Below are 16,412 nucleotides of genomic sequence, written 5' to 3' on the forward strand. Positions count from 1 at the left end.
CTACTCGGCGCCCCGCGATGTCACTCGGATGCCGCGCGCAGATCCAGCCGCCAGTCCTGCCCGACGAGGTCCTTGCCGAAGGAGCGGTGCGGCTTCTCGGCGACCGGCGTGAAGCCGTGCCGCCGGTAGATCCGCCGGGCGGCGGCCAGCACGTCGTTCGTCCACAGCACCACCTCCCGGCAGCCCGCCTCGCGCGCGAACGCGACGACCGCCGCGACCAACCGGTCCCCGATGCCGAGGCCGCGCGCGTCCGGCTCGACCAGCAGCAGCCGCAGCCGGGCCGTGCCGGGCGCCGTGTCGCGTACGCACATCACGCACCCCACCGGCCGCCCGTCCAGCTCCGCGATCCACACCCGCTCCCGGCGCGGATCGTGATCCTCCGCGTAGTCGGCGACGATCCTCGCCACCAGCGCCTCGTACTCGGCGTTCCAGCCGTACTCGGCGGCGTACAGCGCGGCGTTGCGCTGCACGATCCAGCCGAGGTCGCCGGGGGCGGGCGCGCGCAGGACGACGTCCTCGGGGCGGGGGACCCGGCCGCCGGACAGCAGCGCGCGCACCGTCCGCAGCGCCTCCGCCAGCCGTGGCCGGTCCTCCGGCGCGACGCCCGCGAGCAGCGCGCCGACCGCCTGCCGCGCCCGCTCGTCCAGCAGCTCGGCGGTCTCCCGCCCGCGCGGGGTGAGGCGGATCCGCCGGCGCCGGGGATCGCGCTCGGAGGGCCCGCGCTCGACGAGCCCGTCCTTCTCGAACCCGTTGAGGATGCGGGTCAGGTACCCGGCGTCCAGATGCAGCTGGGCGCGCAGGTCGGCGACGTCGGTGCGCGGCGCGTGGGCCAGCTCGTAGAGCACGCGGGACTCGGTGAGCGTGTACGGCGCGTACAGGTGGCGCCCGTGCTCCAGCGCGCCGATCAGGTGCGTGTAGAAGCGGTTGAAGGAGCGGATGTCCTGGACCGTCATGCTCGCCCCCGCGTGCCTTTGACTCAGGCAGAGGTGCCGTACGGTGTCGAGCCTAGGCCCGCCGTCCGCTCCCGTCCACGGGACGGTTCACCCGGCCGCCCGCCGGTAGACGTTGACCAGCGTGCCGGCGTCCGACCTCGTCGTGGAGACCAGCTCGAAGGGGAACTTCGCGCCCCCGCTCGGGAAGATCGACTTGCCGCCGCCCAGCACCACGGGCATCACGATCAGCCGCAGCTCGTCCACCAGGCCCTCGTCGATCAGCGTGCGCGCGAGGGTGGGGCTGCCCATGACCAGCAGGCCCCGGCCGTCGCTCTCGCGCAGCTTCCGCAGCTCGGCGACGGCTTCCGAGCGGGGGATCCGCACGGAGTTGTCCCAGGTCAGGTCGGACTCGTCGAGCGAGTCGGAGACGACGTACTTCCGGAGGGAGTTGATCCGGTCGGCGAACGGGTCCCCGGCCCGCTCGGGCCACGCCGACGCCATGTTCTGCCACGTCCGCCGCCCGAACAGCAGCGCGTCCGCCGCCTCCAGCGCCGCGTCGAAGGCCCCGCCGACGACCTCCGGGTCGAAGTAGGGGTGCGTCCAGCCGCCGTGCGCGAAACCGCCGTCCACGTCCTCCTCGGGGCCGCCCGGGGCCTGGACGACGCCGTCGAGGCTGATGAACTCGCTGATGATGATGCGCATCTGGGATCTCCCGGGTTTCGCGGTGTGCGGGTGGGTGTGGGGGTGGGTGTGGGGGTGCGTGCTGTGTCGAGGGATAGACGGCCGACCGGGCCGAAAGTAATCGCACGCGAGCGGATCTGTTCACCGAACTGTCTGTAACTACTAGTATGTACAGCCCCGACGACAGGAGGCCGGCCCCTCATGCCCCTCGTCCGCATAGACGCCTACGCCGCCGGCGACCCCGACCGCCTCCCCGCCCTCGGCCGTGCCGTCCACCAGGCCCTGACCGAGACCCTCGGCATCCCGCCCGACGACCACTTCCAGATCCTCACCGCCCACGACACCGCCGCCGGCACCCTCCGCTACGGCGGCTACCTCGGCGTCCCCCGCGACGCGGGCATCGCCTACGTCGCCATCACCCTCCGCGCGGGCCGCACACCCGAACAGAAGCGGTCCCTGTACCGCCGTATCGCCCAACTCGCCGACGCCCACGCCGGAGTCGAACCGCGCAACGTCTTCGTCACCCTCACCGAGAACGAACCGGCCGACTGGTCGCTCGGCCACGGCGAAGCGCAGTACGCCCCCGGCCCCACCTGACCGGCCCGCCCCGACGGGCCACCGGGCGTCGGGCCGGACGACCACCGGTGCCGGGCCCGCACGCCGCGGTGTGATGCCGTCCCGCCCGCCGCGTCACCGTCCCCACCAGGGGAGGGGGCGGGCGCTATGCCTGCACTGCGGAGTCGAAGCGGACGAAACCGGCGATGCGGGAGTGGAACGTCGGCTCACACTGCTCGCCGAGCGCCGCACGCACGCCCGCCGCCACATCGGCGTCCGGCTCGCCGAACACCTCGAAGCGCTCCACCCGGCAGTGCTTCATCACGTCCTGGATGTACGGGTCCGCCAGCTTCCAGTGGACGCGGACCGCTTCGGAGTCCCGGTACAGCTGGAAGCTGTGGGCGAGCATCCGCTCCTCGTCCACGAAGGTCTCCACCATCAGCTGCGGTCCGTGCCGCTCCGCGAACGCCACTGCACTGGCGATGGCGTCGCGGAAGCCCTCCAGGTGACCGTCCGTGATGCGCATGGTGTTCCGGAAGAGGAGGATCGTCGATTCCTGAGTGGTCATGACCCCGACCCTCGCTCCTCAACCGTGGTTGAGGTCAAGCCCGATGCCGGCGGCATCCCGGCTGTCGCGCGGGGCGGGCGTGCTGCCCCTTCAGGACTTGGGCGCCCCCGAGGAACCCCGCACCATCAGCTCCCCCCGCACCGTCGCCACCCCGCCCGGCGGCGGTTCCTCACGGCCCATGGCGATACGGCCCGCGCGGGCGCCCGCCTCGGCGAGGGGCAGGCGGACCGTCGTCAGGGACGGCACCGCGTCGATGCTGAAGGGCAGGTCGTCGAAGCCGGCGACGGAGACGTCCTCGGGGATGCGCAGGCCGGACTCGCGCAGGGCGGCGCAGGCGCCGAGGGCGACGGAGTCGTTCGCGGCGACCACCGCGGTCAGCGTGGGGTCGCGGCGCAGCAGCTCCAGGGTCGCCTCGTAGCCGGAGCGGCGGTCGTAGCGGCCGTGGACCGTCCAGCGGGGGTCCTCCTCGATGCCCGCCGCGGCGAGCGCCGCGCGGTGCCCCTCCAGACGGTGGCGGGTGGTGGTGCGCTCCTCGGGGCCGGCGATGTAGCCGAGGCGGCGGTGGCCGAGCCGGATCAGGTGTTCCGTCAGCTCCTTGCCGCCGCCGCGGTTGTCGAAGGTGAGGGCCACGGCGTCGGTGTCCGGCGCGGGCGGGCGCCCGCACAGCACGACCCGGGTCCCGGCGTCGCTGAGCTTGCGCAGCTTCGCCGCCACCGCCGACGCGTGCGGTTCGTTCTCCACGGCCCCGCCGGTCAGCACCACGGCGGCGGCCCGCTGGCGCTGCAGCAGCGTGAGGTAGGTCAGCTCGCGCTCGGGCGAGCCGCCGGTGTTGCAGACGACCGCCAGCCGCTCGCCGCCCGCGCGTCCGCCGGGCCCGCCGATCTCGGACTGGATCGCGCTCGCCATGATCCCGAAGAAGGGGTCGGCGATGTCGTTCACGAGGATGCCGACGAGGTCGGACGTCGCGGCGGCGAGCGCGCTCGCGGGGCCGTTGAGGACGTAGTCCAGCTCGTCGACCGCCTTCAGCACCCGCTCCCGGGTCGAGGCGGCCACGGGGTAGTTCCCGTTCAGCACGCGCGACACCGTCGCGGGCGAGACCTGGGCGCGGGCCGCCACGTCCGCCAGGGTCACCGTCATCTCGTCGTCCTCCGGTCGCGCGTCTCGCGCATGTCGCGCATCTGTCGTACCTCGTCGTACACCGCCGGCGTGGGGCGGGGGTGCCCGTTCGGCGGAGATCGCCCGCCGGTCTGCCCACCAGGTCACCCGTCGGTCACCCGTCGGTCGCCCACCAGGTCACCCGTCGGTCACCCGTCGGTCGCCCGTCAGGCTGGCCGTCCGACCCCCGGCGGCCCCCGTCACCCCGACTCTCCCACCACGTCGTCCTACACGGTGACCCGCCCGCTCACGGTTCCGTGCAGACGATAAGCCCGACCATAAGCCCGGCGGCCCCGCCTGTTCGCCCCCTCGAACGAACCGAGTGTGCACCGGTCTTGTCCGGACCCGTGCCGAGAGGCTAGCTTCTCCCTATAGAAAGCGCTTGCTGTACCGCTCACCAGTCACTGCCGGCACGGCCAGGGGGCGTACGCGGCGCGCACACCCGCGTACGACGCGTACGACGCCTAGGAAGGAACCGACGTGACACGCAAGACGGTGCGTATCGCCATGAACGGTGTGACGGGGCGGATGGGCTACCGCCAGCACCTCGTCCGCTCCCTCCTCGCCATCCGGGACCAGGGCGGCCTCGACCTGGGCGACGGCACCGTGCTGTGGCCCGAGCCGGTCCTGGTCGGCCGCCGCGAGCACGCGCTGAGGGCGCTCGCCGAGCGGCACGGCCTGGAGCACGTCTCCACCGACCTCGACGCCGTCCTCACCGACCCGGACACCGACATCTACTTCGACGCGCAGGTCACCTCCGCCCGCGAGGAGGCGATCAGGAAGGCGATCGCCGCCGGCAAGCACGTCTACACCGAGAAGCCCACCGCCACCGGCCTCGACGGCGCCCTGGAGCTGGCCCGCCTGGCCGCGCAGGCCGGCATCAAGCACGGCGTCGTCCAGGACAAGCTGTTCCTGCCGGGCCTGCTCAAGCTCAAGCGCCTCATCGACGGCGGCTTCTTCGGCCGGATCCTGTCCATCCGCGGCGAGTTCGGCTACTGGGTCTTCGAGGGCGACTGGCAGGCCGCCCAGCGCCCGTCGTGGAACTACCGCGCCGAGGACGGCGGCGGCATCGTCGTCGACATGTTCCCGCACTGGGAGTACGTGCTGCACGAGCTGTTCGGCCGGGTCACGTCCGTGCAGGCGCTCACCGCCACCCACATCCCGCAGCGCTGGGACGAGGAGGGCAAGCCGTACGACGCCACCGCCGACGACGCCGCCTACGGCATCTTCGAGCTGGAGGGCGGCGCCATCGCCCAGATCAACTCCTCCTGGGCGGTCCGCGTCAACCGCGACGAACTCGTCGAGTTCCAGGTCGACGGCACCGAGGGCTCCGCGGTGGCGGGCCTGCGCAACTGCCGCGTCCAGCACCGCAGCGCCACCCCCAAGCCGGTGTGGAACCCGGACATCCCCGCCACCGAGGTCTTCCGCGACCAGTGGCAGGAGATCCCGGACAACCAGGAGTTCGACAACGGCTTCAAGGCCCAGTGGGAGCTGTTCCTCAAGCACGTCTACGCCGATGCTCCCTACCACTGGGACCTGCTCGCCGGCGCCCGCGGCGTCCAGCTCGCCGAGCTGGGCCTGAAGTCCTCGGCGGAGGGCCGCCGTCTCGACGTACCGGAGATCTCCCTGTGACCATCAAGCTCCCCGACTTCCAGGGCGGCCTGCGCGCCTACGAGCCGCGCACCGACCCCCTCGCCGTCACCCCCGGCGCCCCCTTCACCTCCCGTACGGTCTTCTCCGCGGCGCACGTCGTCGCCGACCCGTACGCCGACGTCACCCCCGACTCCCCGGCCGCCGTCGACTGGGACGCCACCCTCGCCTTCCGCCGCCACCTGTGGTCCCACGGGCTCGGTGTCGCCGAGGCCATGGACACCGCCCAGCGCGGCATGGGCCTGGACTGGGCGGGCGCGGCCGAGCTGATCCGCCGGTCCGCCGCCGAGGCGAAGGCGGCGGGCGGCCGTGTCGCCTGCGGCGTCGGCACCGACCAGCTCCCCGCCGGCACCCTCGCCGAGGTCCGCGCCGCCTACGAGGAGCAGCTCGCGGTCGTCGAGGAGGCGGGCGCCCAGGCCATCGTCATGGCCTCCCGCGCCCTCGCGAAGGCCGCCTCCGGCCCCGAGGACTACCTGGAGATCTACGGCCACCTGCTCCGCCAGGCCGCCGAACCGGTGATCCTGCACTGGCTCGGCCCCATGTTCGACCCGGCGCTGGAGGGCTACTGGGGCTCGTCCGACCTGGACGCGGCCACCGACACCTTCCTGGAGGTGATCGCCGCCCACCCCGACAAGGTCGACGGCATCAAGGTGTCCCTCCTCGACGCCCAGCGCGAGATCGATCTGCGCCGCCGCCTCCCGCAGGGCGTGCGCTGCTACACCGGCGACGACTTCCACTACCCGGAGCTGATCGCGGGCGACGACCAGGGCTTCAGCCACGCCCTGCTCGGCATCTTCGACCCGCTGGGCCCGCTGGCGGCCGAGGCGGTCCGCGTCCTCGACACCGGGGACGTCACCGGCTTCCGGGGCCTGCTCGACCCCACCGTCGAGCTGTCCCGCCACCTCTTCCAGGCCCCCACCCGCTTCTACAAGACGGGCGTGGTCTTCCTGGCCTGGCTGGCCGGCCACCAGTCCCACTTCACCATGGTCGGCGGCCTCCAGTCGGCCCGCTCCCTGCCGCACTTCGCCCGCGCGTACGAACTCGCCGACGGCCTCGGCCTGTTCCCGGACCCGAAGCTGGCCGAGGAGCGGATGAAGACCCTGCTGGCGATGTACGGAGTGACCCAGTGACCGCGGACCTGACCCGCTTCTCCATCAACCAGATGACGGTGAAGCAGCTGTCCCTGCCGGAACTCGCGGAGGCCTGCGGGCACCTGGGCGTCCGCAACGTCGGCCTGTGGCGCGAACCCGTCCAGGCGTACGGCGTGGAGGCCACCGCGGAACTGGTCCGCGACGCGGGCCTGACGGTGACCACCCTGTGCCGCGGCGGCTTCCTCACGGCGACCGACCCGGCGGAGCGCGCCCGCGCGCTGGACGACAACCGCCGGGCCGTCGACGAGGCGGCGGCCCTCGGCACCGACACCCTCGTCCTGGTCTCCGGCGGCCTCCCGGTCGGCTCCAAGGACCTGCACGGCGCCCGCGAACGCATCGCCGACGCGCTCGCCGAACTCGGCCCCTACGCCGAGCGGCACGGCGTACGCCTGGCCATCGAGCCGCTGCACCCGATGTACGCCGCCGACCGCTGCGTCGTCTCGACCCTCACCCAGGCCCTCGACCTCGCCGAACGCTTCCCCGCCCACCAGGTCGGCGTCACCGTCGACACGTACCACCTGTGGTGGGACGACCGGGCCCCCGCCGAGATCGCCCGCGCGGGCGCCGCCGGCCGGATCCACACCTTCCAGCTCGCCGACTGGACCACCCCCCTGCCGGAGGGCGTCCTCAACGGGCGCGGCCAGATCGGCGACGGCGCGATCGACATGCGCGAGTGGAAGGGCTACGTCGAGGCGGCCGGCTACACCGGCGCCATCGAAGTGGAGCTGTTCAACGAGGCGTTGTGGGCGCGTGACGGGCGGGAGGTGCTGGCCGAGACCGCCGCGCGTTTCATCGAACACGTGATGGATGGAAAGCCTGAGGGAGCGATGTCCTCCGTGTGATGCTCGGAGGCATGGACACACAGCCGGGCACGGTCACCGCACTCTGGCGCTACCCCGTCAAGGCCATGCTCGGCCAACGCCTCCGCACCGCCGATCTCACCGCACGAGGGCTCGCGGGAGATCGGCGGCTGGCGTTGCTGGACCCGGACAGCGGCGAGTCCGTCACCGCACTCCTGCCCCGGCTCTACCAGACGGTCCTCGGCTGCGGCGCGGCCCTCGACGAGCAGGGCGGAGTCCGGATCACCCTGCCGGACGGCGCGGGCACCCACAGCACCGCCCCGGACGCCGACGCCGTGCTCTCGGCGTACCTCGGCCGGCCCGTCACCCTCGGCCCCGCCCCCGTGCCGGCCTCCCTCTTCCTGGGCGCCCCGGTGCACCTGATCACCACGGCGACCCTCGAACGGCTGGCCGCCGAGAACCCGCGCGGCCTCGCCGAACCGGAGCGCTACCGGCCCAACCTGCTGATCGACACCGGCGGCGACGGCTTCGCCGAGAACGACTGGATCGGCCGCGAACTGCGCGTCGGCGAGAAGGCCGTGCTGCGCGTGGTCGCCGGGACGCCCCGCTGCGCCATCCCGACCATGGCCCACGGCACCCTGCCCCGCGACCCGGAGGCGCTGCGCGTCATCCGCCGCACCAACGCCTTCCCCGCCGCCCCCGGCCGCGATCCGGAACCCATCGCGGGGGTCTACGCGGAGGTGGTCCGGCTCGGACCGGTCGCCGAGGGAGACCCCGTACGGCTCTGAAAAAAATCCCGGCCCCCGCGTGCAACCCTTCACCCACCTCGCCGGTCGTACGGTGCATCAGGACTTCTGGAGGGGGATCCGGGGGGATCACGGGGGATCACGGGGGATCACGGGGGATCACGGGGGTTCTGACGGAGGGGGCAAGCCGAGGGGGCCCGGTCGGTTCACGACCGGGCCCCCTCGAAGCGTCCGGGCATCCGCGGGACGGCGGCTCAGAAGAACACCCCGCACCGCAACAGCACGTTCGCGTACGGCCGCGCCTCCCCGGTCCGCACGACCAGCCGTGCGCCCGCCGCCAGCTCCTTCAGCCGCTCGTGCGGGACGAGCGTCAGCTCGGGGAAGCAGCCGGCCAGCAACTTTGCCGCCGGCGGATTGGCGGCCCGCACCTCCCTCGCCGCCGTCGCGCCCTCCACGACCAGCTCGTCCAGCAGGCCCTCCAGCACCTCGGCGAAGGACGGCACCCCCGCCCGGAAGGCCAGGTCCACCACCCGGGGGCCGTCGGGGACCGGCATACCGGCGTCGCAGACCAGCACCTCGTGGCCGTGGCCCAGTTCGGCCAGGGCACCGGCCAGATGCCGGTTCAGGATCCCGGCCTTCCTCACAGCGCCGCGACCTCCGCCGCCGTCGGGTACGACTCCTGCGCGCCCGCGCGGGTGACGGCCGCCGCGCCGACCCGGGCCGCGTACGCCGCCGCGTCCGCGAGCGACTCCCCGGACCCCAGCCGCCAGGCCAGCGCCGCCGTGAACGCGTCGCCCGCACCCGTCGTGTCCACCGCCTCGACCTTCACGGACGGCACCCGCGCCACTCCCTCCGCCGACGCCACCAGCGCACCCCGCGCGCCCAGAGTGACCACGACCGAACGGGGGCCCCTGGCGAGCAGCAGCCGCGCCCAGTCCTCGGGAACGTCGCCCACGCCCGTCTCGCCGAGCAGCACCCGCGCCTCGTGCTCGTTGACGATCAGCGGATCGCAAGCCGCCAGCACCTCCTGCGGCAGCGGGCGCGGCGGGGACGGGTTGAGCACGAAACGGGTGCCCGGCGGCAGCGTCCGCACGACCTCCAGAACCGTCTCCAGCGGGATCTCCAGCTGGACGGACACCACGCGGGAGGCGCGGAACAGTCCGCCGGCCGCGCGGACGTCGGCGGGCGTCAGCTTCCCGTTGGCGCCGGGCGACACCACGATGCTGTTGTCACCGGACGGGTCGACGGTGATCAGCGCGACGCCGGTCGGCGCGCCGCCCACCAGCACGCCCGCCGTGTCGACCCCGGCCGCCCGCTGCGCGTCGAGCAGCAGCCGGCCGTGCGCGTCGTCGCCGACCCGGGCCAGCAGCGCCGTACGGGCACCCAGCCGGGCCGCCGCGACGGCCTGGTTGGCGCCCTTGCCGCCCGGGTGCACCGCGAGGTCGGAGCCGAGCACCGTCTCGCCGGGGCCCGGCCGCCGCTCCACGCCGATCACCAGGTCGGCGTTGGCCGACCCCACGACCAGGAGGTCGTAGTCGTACATCAGTCGTCTCCCTGATAGCCGAACGGGGCGGGCGGTCCTGCGACCGCCCGCCCGGGTCCGTGTGTCAGCCGCCGAAGCCGGCCACGTTCTCCTTCGTGACCACCTTCACCGGCACCTTCACCATCTGCTCGGTCTTCTCGCCCTCGGCCGCCCGCAGCGCGTTGTCCACCGCGATCCGGCCCAGCTCCCTCGGCTGCTGCGCGACCGAGGCGTACAGCGTGCCCGCCTCGACCGCCTTGAGCCCGTCCGGCGTGCCGTCGAAGCCGACCACCTGCACCGACGTGCCGGCCTTCGCACCCAGCGCCTTGATCGCGCCGAGCGCCATCTCGTCGTTCTCGGCGAAGACGCCGTCGATGCCGGGGTGCGCCTGGAGCAGGTTCGTCATCACGTCCAGGCCCTTGGTGCGGTCGAAGTCGGCCGGCTGCCTGGCGACGACCCGGATGCCCGGGTACTCCTTCAGCCCGGCCGCGAAGCCCGCGCCGCGCTCACGGCTGGCGGACGTGCCCGGCTGGCCCTGGAGGACGACGATCGTGCCCTTGCCGCCCAGCTTCTCGGCGAGCGCCCGCGCGCCCAGCCTGCCGCCCTCGACGTTGTCGGAGGCGACCAGCGCCGCCGTGTCCGCCTTGTTGACGCCGCGGTCGACGCCCACCACGGGGATGTCCGCCTGGTTCGCCGCGCGTACCGAGGGGCCCGCCGCGTCCGAGTCGACCGGGTTGACGATGATCGAGCCGACGCCCTCGCTGGTGAAGTTCTGCACCTGGTTGGCCTGCTGCGAGGCGTCGTTCTGGGCGTCGGTGACCGTCAGGTCCACGCCCAGCTTCCGCGCCCGCTCCTCGGCGCCGGCGCGGATCTGCACGAAGAAGGGGTTGTTGAGGGTCGACAGGGACAGGCCGATCTTCTCCGTGCGCGCCGCCGGGGAGCCGCCGTGCAGGAGCGAGGTGGCGCCGACCACGGCTGCCGCCACCACGGCCGCGAGGAGGTACGTCACCGCCTGCCGGCCCTTGCCGCCGCTGCCGCCGCTCCCCGCGGTCACCGGCGTCGCCCCGGCCTTGCGCCGCACCGTGTCCAGCAACACCGCCAGCGCGATCACCACACCGATCACGACCTGCTGCCAGAACGCCGACACCGACAGCAGGTTGAGGCCGTTGCGCAGCACCGCCAGGATCAGCGCGCCGATCAGCGTGCCCGAGGCCTTGCCCGTGCCGCCCGCCAGCGAGGCGCCGCCGATGACGACCGCCGCGATGGCGTCCAGCTCGTAGCCCTGCGCGGCCTGCGGCTGCGCGGAGGAGAGCCGGGAGGCGAGCACGATGCCGGCCGCCGCCGCGAACAGCCCGGACAGGGCGTAGATCGCGAGCTTCTGCCGCTTCACCCGCAGCCCCGACAGCCGGGCCGCCTCCTCGTTGCCGCCGATCGCGTACATCGAGCGCCCGAGGTACGTCCGGCCCAGCACGAACGCCGTCAGCAGCCCCATCACGACCATCACCAGCACCGGCACCGGCAGCCAGCCGCCCAGCGTGTCCCCGAGGTGCGAGACGGACTCCGGGAAGGCGATGGGGGAGCCCTGCGAGATCACCAGGGACAGCCCGCGCGCCACCGACAGCATCGCGAGCGTGGCGATGAACGGCGGGAGTTTGCCGTACGAGATGAGGAAGCCGTTGAGCAGGCCGCAGACGATGCCGGTGGCGACCGCCAGGACCACGGCCAGCGCGACCGGGACGCCCTCGCTCGTGGCGCTCCAGGCGAGGACCGTCGCGGACAGCGCGGCGACCGAACCCACCGACAGGTCGATGCCCGCCGAGACGATGACGAAGGTGACGCCGAAGGCGAGGATCGCGGTGACCGCCGCCTGGACGCCGATGTTCAGCAGGTTGTCCGTCGTAAGGAAGTCACCGGACAGCGCGGACAGGGCGACGACGAGGACGATCAGCGCGGTGAGCGCGCCGTTGTCGAGCAGGAGGCGGCGCAGGCCGCCGGGGGCGGAGGCGCCGCCCGCGCCCGGTGTGCTCTTGAGCGTGTCAGTGGCCACGGGAGGCCTCCGTTTCCGTGGAAGTGGCGGGGGTGCCGGTGGGGGTGCCGACGGCGAGCGCCATGACGGCGTCCTGGGTGGCTTGTCCGGCGGGGAGTTCACCGGCGATCCGGCCCTGGGCCATGACCAGGACGCGGTCGCTCATCCCCAGGACCTCCGGCAGATCACTGGAGATCATCAGGACGGCGGCGCCGGAGGCCGTCAGCTCGTTGATCAGCTGGTAGATCTCGACCTTGGCGCCGACGTCGATCCCGCGCGTCGGCTCGTCGAGGATCAGCACCCTGGTGTCGGCGAGCAGCCACTTGCCGATGACGACCTTCTGCTGGTTGCCGCCGGACAGCGTGCGCACGTGCTGCCCGAGGCCCGCCATGCGCACGCCGAGCTGCCGGGCGATCCGCTCGGCGGCCGAGCGCTGCCCCTTGAGGTCGACGAGCCCCGCGCGAGTGGCCTTGCGCAGGGTGACCAGCCCCAGGTTCTCCTCGACGGAGGCGTCCAGCACCAGCCCCTGCCCCTTGCGGTCCTCGGGCACGAGCCCGATGCCGGCCGCCATGGCGGCGTTCACGTCGTGCCGCCGCAGCCGCGTGCCCGCGACCTTCACCGCGCCCTCGTCGTAGGGGTCGGCCCCGAACACGGCCCGGACGACCTCGGTACGACCGGCGCCCACCAGCCCCGCGACGCCGACGACCTCACCGGCCCGCACCTCGAAGCTGACGTCGTGGAAGACACCGTCGCGGGTGAGCCCTTCCACCGACAGCAGCGCGGGCCCGGTCTCCGTGCGCTCCCGCGGGTACTGCTGCTCGATGGACCGTCCCACCATGAGCCGTACCAGCTCGTCCTCGGGGGTGGAGGCGGGCACCTCGCCCACACTGCGTCCGTCCCGGATGACGGTCACCCGGTCCCCGAGGGCGGCGATCTCCTCCAGGTGGTGGGTGATGAAGACGACGCCGACCCCGTCCGCGCGCAGGGAGCGCACGATGGCGAACAGCTTCTCGACCTCTTCGCTCGTCAGCACGGCCGTCGGCTCGTCCATGATCAGCACGCGGGCGTCCAGGCTGAGCGCCTTCGCGATCTCGACCATTTGGAGCCGGGCGATGCCGAGTTCACGGACCCGCGCGCGGGGGGACACGTCGACGCCGACGCGCTCCAGCAGCACGGCGGCCTCGGCCTCCATCCGCTTGCGGTCGATCATCCCGAAGCGCCGCGGCTGACGCCCGAGGAAGATGTTCTCGGCGACGGTCAGATCGGGGACGAGGTTGAACTCCTGGTAGATGGTGGCGATCCCGAGCCGCTCGGAGTCCTGCGCACCGTTGATGCGCACCTCCTCGCCGCCGACCAGGATCCGCCCGGCGTCGGGCCGGTAGGCGCCGGAGAGCATCTTGATGAGGGTGCTCTTGCCGGCGCCGTTCTCGCCGAGCAGCACGTGCACCTCGCCCCGGCGCAGCGCGAAGTCGACGCCGTCCAGCGCGACCACGCCCGGGAAGGCCTTGCGGATGCCCTCGATGCGCAGCAGTTCGTCCGGGTCGCTCACGGCGTGCTCCTGTCGTTCTCGGATGCCTCGGATGCCTCGGGGGTCCCGGGCGTCTCGCCGCACGAGCGGCGCACGACGAGCCGGGCGGGCAGCGTCACGGACCGCGGGGCACGCCCCTCGATCCGGTCCACCAGGGCCCGTACGGCGGCCCGGCCCAGCTCGCCCGTGGGCTGGGCGATCGCGGTGACCGGCGGATCGGTGTGCACGAACCACGGGATGTCGTCGAACGCGGCGAGCCCGATGTCCTGGGGCACCCGCAGCCCGCGCGCCCGGACGGCGTCCAGGGCGCCGAGCGCCATCAGGTTGTCGGCGGCGAAGACGACCTCGGGCGGCTCGGGCAGGTCGAGGAACCCCTCGGTGACGCGCCGCCCGCTCTCGGCCTGGAAGTCGCCCTGGCCGATGTACGTGGCGGGCAGCGGCAGCCCGTACTCCGCCAGGGCCTCCCGGAAGGCGGCCACGCGCTCACTGCCGGTGGTGGTCGCCGCGGGGCCCGCGATGATGGCGAGCCGCCGGTGCCCGAGCCCGTACAGATGCGCGACGAGATCCCGCACGGCACCCCGCCCGTCCGCGCGCACCACGGGCACGTCCACACCGGGAATCCACCGGTCGACGAACACCATGGGCGTCCCGGCCCGCGCGGCGTCCAGCATCAACGGCGACCCGCCGTCGGTGGGGGACACGAGAAGCCCGTCGATGCGCCGGTCGAGCAGCGTCCGCACGTGATGGTCCTGGAGGTCGGGCCGCTCGTCGGCGTTGCCGATGATGACGCTGTAGCCGAGCGCGCGGGCCTCCTCCTCGACGGAGCGGGCCAGCTCGGTGAAGTAAGGATTCAGCACGTCGCTGATGACCAGGCCCAGGGTGCGGGTCTGGTCCGTCCGCAAGGACCGGGCGACGGCGTTCGGCCGGTACCCCAGCGCCTCGACGGCGGCCAGCACGCGCGCGCGGGTCTCGGCGCTCACGGACGGGTGCTCGTTCAGCACCCGCGAGACCGTGGCGGCGGAGACACCGGCCTCGGCGGCGACGTCCTTGATGCTCGCCATCGCCTGCTCCCACCTCCTCGTGAAAGCTCATGGAATCGATTACATCGACCTGCACGGAGGAGTGAAATCGATTCCACGCCCCCTGTTCAACCCCTCGGCGGGAGGCCGAGACCACATCGTGATGAACGCCGCTCAGATGAGCACGCGCGAAGTGCGCAGGGGGAGGCCGGGACGAGATCCCCGTCGCACTCGAAGGCGACGGCGTCGAACTGCGCCTGAAGCCGATCGGCGGCGGCCTGTCCGTCGGCTACCTCACCCTCCCCCGGGGCACGGACATGGGCCCCGCCCTCAAGGGCCTGCCCGACGACGCCTGCCAGTGCCCGCACTGGGGCTACGTCCTCAAGGGCGGCATCCGCATGCGCACGGCCGAGGGCGAGCAGACCTACGAGGAGGGCCAGGCGTACTACTGGTCACCGGGCCACGTCCCACTGATCGAGGAGGACACGGAACTGGTCGAGTTCTCCCCGACGGAGGAGTTCGAGAAGGTCATCGACCACGTGGTGTCCCAGGCCGGTGCCTGAGCCCCGGACGACTGCGAAGGTGACCGTGGGCCGCTGAGTGCCCACGGTCACCCGGTTACTCCGCTGTGAACAGCTCCGCCGCGTCCGCGGCGTGTACGGCTCGCTGGGCCCAGACCTGCAACTGGTCGAGGTCCGTGCAGGCGGCGACCCGTTCCCGGACGGCGTCGGGCACCGGGATGCCGCGCCACTCCAGGATGTGGAGCACCATCTGCCGCTGAGCCTCGATACGGCCCTCTTCCCGGCCCTCTTCGCGTCCTTCCTCGCGCACCTGCTCGGCCAGCGGGTGGCGCCAGAAGTACTGGATTGCCGTCATCAGGTCCCTCCACATCTGCTTCGCCTGGGGGTCGGCCAGGCACGAGTCGACGAACTGCACGAAGACCGCGGCACTGTCGGAGTCGATGGTCCGCAGGGCGGAAGCCAGGGATTCCAGTATGGCCGGGGCCTGCGGGCCACGCCCGTGTGTCATGGCCGAGAGCACCGCAAGGGGTACGTCCCGCTCGGCCTGCCGCTCGTCCGCGATCACCGGCACGTTGTCCGGGCCCAGCACGAGCGGCCGTACGGTCAGCGAGTTCCAGCCTGGGAAGCCGAACCGGATGGGCTGCGAAGCCCACTTCGCCGTGGCGCTGCTCTGGGTGATGACGATGAGTACCGGTTCACACCGGTACTTCTCGTAGAGGTAGGACAGGTAGTAGGGCCAGCTGCCCCGTTTGCGCTCGTCCGCCTTCCCCTGTGACTCGACCACGAGCAGGTAAGTGCCCTCGTCCGTCTCCGCCCGCAGCAGCGTGTCGACCCGGCGTTCGACCGGTTCGATCTCCGTCAGGTCCACGTTCAGCGCGGCGATCTCCCGAGGCTCGGGAAAGGGGACGTGCAGCACCCGCTGTAACGCCCGCGTCAGCAAGGCCGGGTCCTTCTGGAAGATCCGGTGCAGCGCCTCGTGCGACGATCCCACCACTACGCGGCCTCCAGCTCGCACCACACGTACTTTCCCCGGTTGCCGAATCTGGACAACGGCTGCCACCCCCACAGGTCCGAGCAGGCCCGCACCAGCGCGAGCCCTCGCCCTTCCTCCAACTCGGTCGCCCGCTCGAAGGTGACGGGCGGCTCGGGTGGCTCGGGGTCCGCGTCCCACGCCCCGATCCGCAGCGTGCGGGGCGGCGACCACCGCACCCGCAGCGCGGCCGGCCCCTTGGTGTGCCGTACGGCGTTGGAGACCAGCTCGGCGGCCAGCAGTTCGGCGACGTCGACGAGGCTGATCAGGCCGTGCATGGTGAGGATCAGGCGCAGGGTGCGGCGGCTGATGGTGACGGCGCGGAGGTCGTTGGGGATGTAGAGGGAGTACTCCCAGGCTTCGTTTCCGGGCATGCGTCAACTCCGTTGGGTCAGGTGGGAGTCATGTCGGGGGCGAGCGGTGTCGTTGCCGCAGCCGTCACGGCAGGACGGAGTGGTGTGCTTCCGGTGCCCCAGTGTTTCGCACTGTGTGCGTCACGTCACTGACGGTAGACCTGTATTTATAGGT

General features: G+C 72.7%; 17 protein-coding genes. 6 read left to right on the forward strand and 11 right to left on the reverse strand.

All coding sequences use genetic code 11. From position 1 onward, the window contains the following. Positions 1-20: 20 nt before the first annotated feature. On the reverse strand, positions 21-953 hold the full coding sequence (locus AB0K92_RS10085; protein ID WP_365921205.1) for a bifunctional helix-turn-helix transcriptional regulator/GNAT family N-acetyltransferase: 933 nt from the start codon (positions 951-953) through the stop codon (positions 21-23). An 87-nt stretch (positions 954-1,040) separates the two neighbouring features. Further along, positions 1,041-1,634: a dihydrofolate reductase family protein gene (locus AB0K92_RS10090; RefSeq protein WP_365921207.1), complete on the reverse strand. Its 594-nt coding sequence runs from the start codon at positions 1,632-1,634 to the stop codon at positions 1,041-1,043. A gap of 180 nt (positions 1,635-1,814) precedes the next feature. Here AB0K92_RS10090 and AB0K92_RS10095 point away from each other — a divergent pair, with 180 nt between their 5' ends. Then, positions 1,815-2,210 carry a tautomerase family protein gene (locus tag AB0K92_RS10095; protein WP_365921209.1) on the forward strand — a complete coding sequence of 132 codons (396 nt, stop codon included), beginning with the start codon at positions 1,815-1,817 and terminating at the stop codon, positions 2,208-2,210. Between the two features lie 124 nt (positions 2,211-2,334). Here the strand turns inward: AB0K92_RS10095 and AB0K92_RS10100 are convergent, their stop codons facing one another. Continuing rightward, a complete protein-coding gene (locus AB0K92_RS10100; protein WP_365921211.1) occupies positions 2,335-2,736 on the reverse strand; it encodes a hypothetical protein in 402 nt (133 codons plus the stop codon). A gap of 90 nt (positions 2,737-2,826) precedes the next feature. Then, positions 2,827-3,873, reverse strand: a complete 1,047-nt coding sequence (locus tag AB0K92_RS10105; protein ID WP_165998774.1) for a LacI family DNA-binding transcriptional regulator — start codon at positions 3,871-3,873, stop codon at positions 2,827-2,829. Positions 3,874-4,371: 498 nt separating this feature from the next. On the opposite strand from AB0K92_RS10105, the gene AB0K92_RS10110 reads away from it, so the two are divergent. From AB0K92_RS10110 to AB0K92_RS10125, 4 genes are read left to right on the forward strand one after another with little or no spacing between them, the layout of a single operon-like run. Then, complete coding sequence (locus AB0K92_RS10110; RefSeq protein WP_365921213.1) at positions 4,372-5,523, forward strand: Gfo/Idh/MocA family oxidoreductase; 1,152 nt, start codon at positions 4,372-4,374, stop codon at positions 5,521-5,523. After that, positions 5,520-6,671, forward strand: coding sequence for a dihydrodipicolinate synthase family protein (locus AB0K92_RS10115; protein WP_365921215.1), 1,152 nt, complete (start codon positions 5,520-5,522; stop codon positions 6,669-6,671). The genes AB0K92_RS10110 and AB0K92_RS10115 overlap by 4 nt, the downstream gene beginning before the upstream one ends. 32 nt (positions 6,672-6,703) lie before the next feature. Then, a complete protein-coding gene (locus AB0K92_RS10120) occupies positions 6,704-7,534 on the forward strand; it encodes a sugar phosphate isomerase/epimerase family protein (protein WP_365921364.1) in 831 nt (276 codons plus the stop codon). Positions 7,535-7,545: 11 nt separating this feature from the next. After that, positions 7,546-8,280 (forward strand): MOSC N-terminal beta barrel domain-containing protein, encoded by a 735-nt coding sequence (locus AB0K92_RS10125; RefSeq protein ID WP_365921217.1) that lies wholly within the window; start codon positions 7,546-7,548, stop codon positions 8,278-8,280. Positions 8,281-8,492: 212 nt separating this feature from the next. On the opposite strand, the gene rbsD is transcribed toward AB0K92_RS10125, so the two are convergent. The 5 genes from rbsD to AB0K92_RS10150 form a co-directional block, all read right to left on the reverse strand. Next, entirely contained in the window at positions 8,493-8,882 is a 390-nt protein-coding gene (gene rbsD / locus AB0K92_RS10130; RefSeq protein ID WP_365921219.1) for a D-ribose pyranase, read from the reverse strand. Beyond that, positions 8,879-9,781: a ribokinase gene (locus AB0K92_RS10135; protein ID WP_365921221.1), complete on the reverse strand. Its 903-nt coding sequence runs from the start codon at positions 9,779-9,781 to the stop codon at positions 8,879-8,881. The genes rbsD and AB0K92_RS10135 overlap by 4 nt, the downstream gene beginning before the upstream one ends. A 64-nt stretch (positions 9,782-9,845) precedes the next feature. Then, positions 9,846-11,807 carry a substrate-binding domain-containing protein gene (locus AB0K92_RS10140; protein WP_365921223.1) on the reverse strand — a complete coding sequence of 654 codons (1,962 nt, stop codon included), beginning with the start codon at positions 11,805-11,807 and terminating at the stop codon, positions 9,846-9,848. Then, positions 11,797-13,335: a sugar ABC transporter ATP-binding protein gene (locus AB0K92_RS10145; protein ID WP_365921225.1), complete on the reverse strand. Its 1,539-nt coding sequence runs from the start codon at positions 13,333-13,335 to the stop codon at positions 11,797-11,799. The genes AB0K92_RS10140 and AB0K92_RS10145 overlap by 11 nt, the downstream gene beginning before the upstream one ends. Continuing rightward, positions 13,332-14,375: a LacI family DNA-binding transcriptional regulator gene (locus AB0K92_RS10150; RefSeq protein ID WP_365921227.1), complete on the reverse strand. Its 1,044-nt coding sequence runs from the start codon at positions 14,373-14,375 to the stop codon at positions 13,332-13,334. Before AB0K92_RS10150 ends, AB0K92_RS10145 begins: the two co-directional genes overlap by 4 nt. A 275-nt stretch (positions 14,376-14,650) precedes the next feature. On the opposite strand from AB0K92_RS10150, the gene AB0K92_RS10155 reads away from it, so the two are divergent. Next, a complete protein-coding gene (locus AB0K92_RS10155) occupies positions 14,651-14,896 on the forward strand; it encodes a hypothetical protein (RefSeq protein WP_365921229.1) in 246 nt (81 codons plus the stop codon). A 55-nt stretch (positions 14,897-14,951) separates the two neighbouring features. On the opposite strand, the gene AB0K92_RS10160 is transcribed toward AB0K92_RS10155, so the two are convergent. Both AB0K92_RS10160 and AB0K92_RS10165 read right to left on the reverse strand, forming a co-directional pair. Then, positions 14,952-15,848, reverse strand: a complete 897-nt coding sequence (locus AB0K92_RS10160) for a hypothetical protein (RefSeq protein ID WP_365921231.1) — start codon at positions 15,846-15,848, stop codon at positions 14,952-14,954. Further along, the gene (locus AB0K92_RS10165) at positions 15,848-16,258 is read right to left on the reverse strand and encodes an ATP-binding protein (RefSeq protein WP_165998751.1); all 411 of its coding nucleotides are present in this window, start codon (positions 16,256-16,258) and stop codon (positions 15,848-15,850) included. Before AB0K92_RS10165 ends, AB0K92_RS10160 begins: the two co-directional genes overlap by 1 nt. Positions 16,259-16,412: the final 154 nt, after the last annotated feature.

It is taken from the genome of Streptomyces sp. NPDC052687 (genome assembly GCF_040678395.1).
Classification (GTDB): Bacteria; Actinomycetota; Actinomycetes; order Streptomycetales; family Streptomycetaceae; genus Streptomyces.

Excerpts from the sequence above, each read along its gene's own strand:
- AB0K92_RS10085 (WP_365921205.1), bottom strand. The coding sequence starts at position 953 with ATGACGGTCCAGGACATCCGCTCCTTCAACCGCTTCTACACGCACCTG.
- AB0K92_RS10090 (WP_365921207.1), bottom strand. The coding sequence starts at position 1,634 with ATGCGCATCATCATCAGCGAGTTCATCAGCCTCGACGGCGTCGTCCAG.
- AB0K92_RS10095 (WP_365921209.1), top strand. The coding sequence starts at position 1,815 with ATGCCCCTCGTCCGCATAGACGCCTACGCCGCCGGCGACCCCGACCGC.
- AB0K92_RS10100 (WP_365921211.1), bottom strand. The coding sequence starts at position 2,736 with ATGACCACTCAGGAATCGACGATCCTCCTCTTCCGGAACACCATGCGC.
- AB0K92_RS10105 (WP_165998774.1), bottom strand. The coding sequence starts at position 3,873 with ATGACGGTGACCCTGGCGGACGTGGCGGCCCGCGCCCAGGTCTCGCCC.
- AB0K92_RS10120 (WP_365921364.1), top strand. The coding sequence starts at position 6,704 with ATGACGGTGAAGCAGCTGTCCCTGCCGGAACTCGCGGAGGCCTGCGGG.
- AB0K92_RS10125 (WP_365921217.1), top strand. The coding sequence starts at position 7,546 with ATGGACACACAGCCGGGCACGGTCACCGCACTCTGGCGCTACCCCGTC.
- AB0K92_RS10135 (WP_365921221.1), bottom strand. The coding sequence starts at position 9,781 with ATGTACGACTACGACCTCCTGGTCGTGGGGTCGGCCAACGCCGACCTG.
- AB0K92_RS10150 (WP_365921227.1), bottom strand. The coding sequence starts at position 14,375 with ATGGCGAGCATCAAGGACGTCGCCGCCGAGGCCGGTGTCTCCGCCGCC.
- AB0K92_RS10155 (WP_365921229.1), top strand. The coding sequence starts at position 14,651 with ATGGGCCCCGCCCTCAAGGGCCTGCCCGACGACGCCTGCCAGTGCCCG.
- AB0K92_RS10165 (WP_165998751.1), bottom strand. The coding sequence starts at position 16,258 with ATGCCCGGAAACGAAGCCTGGGAGTACTCCCTCTACATCCCCAACGAC.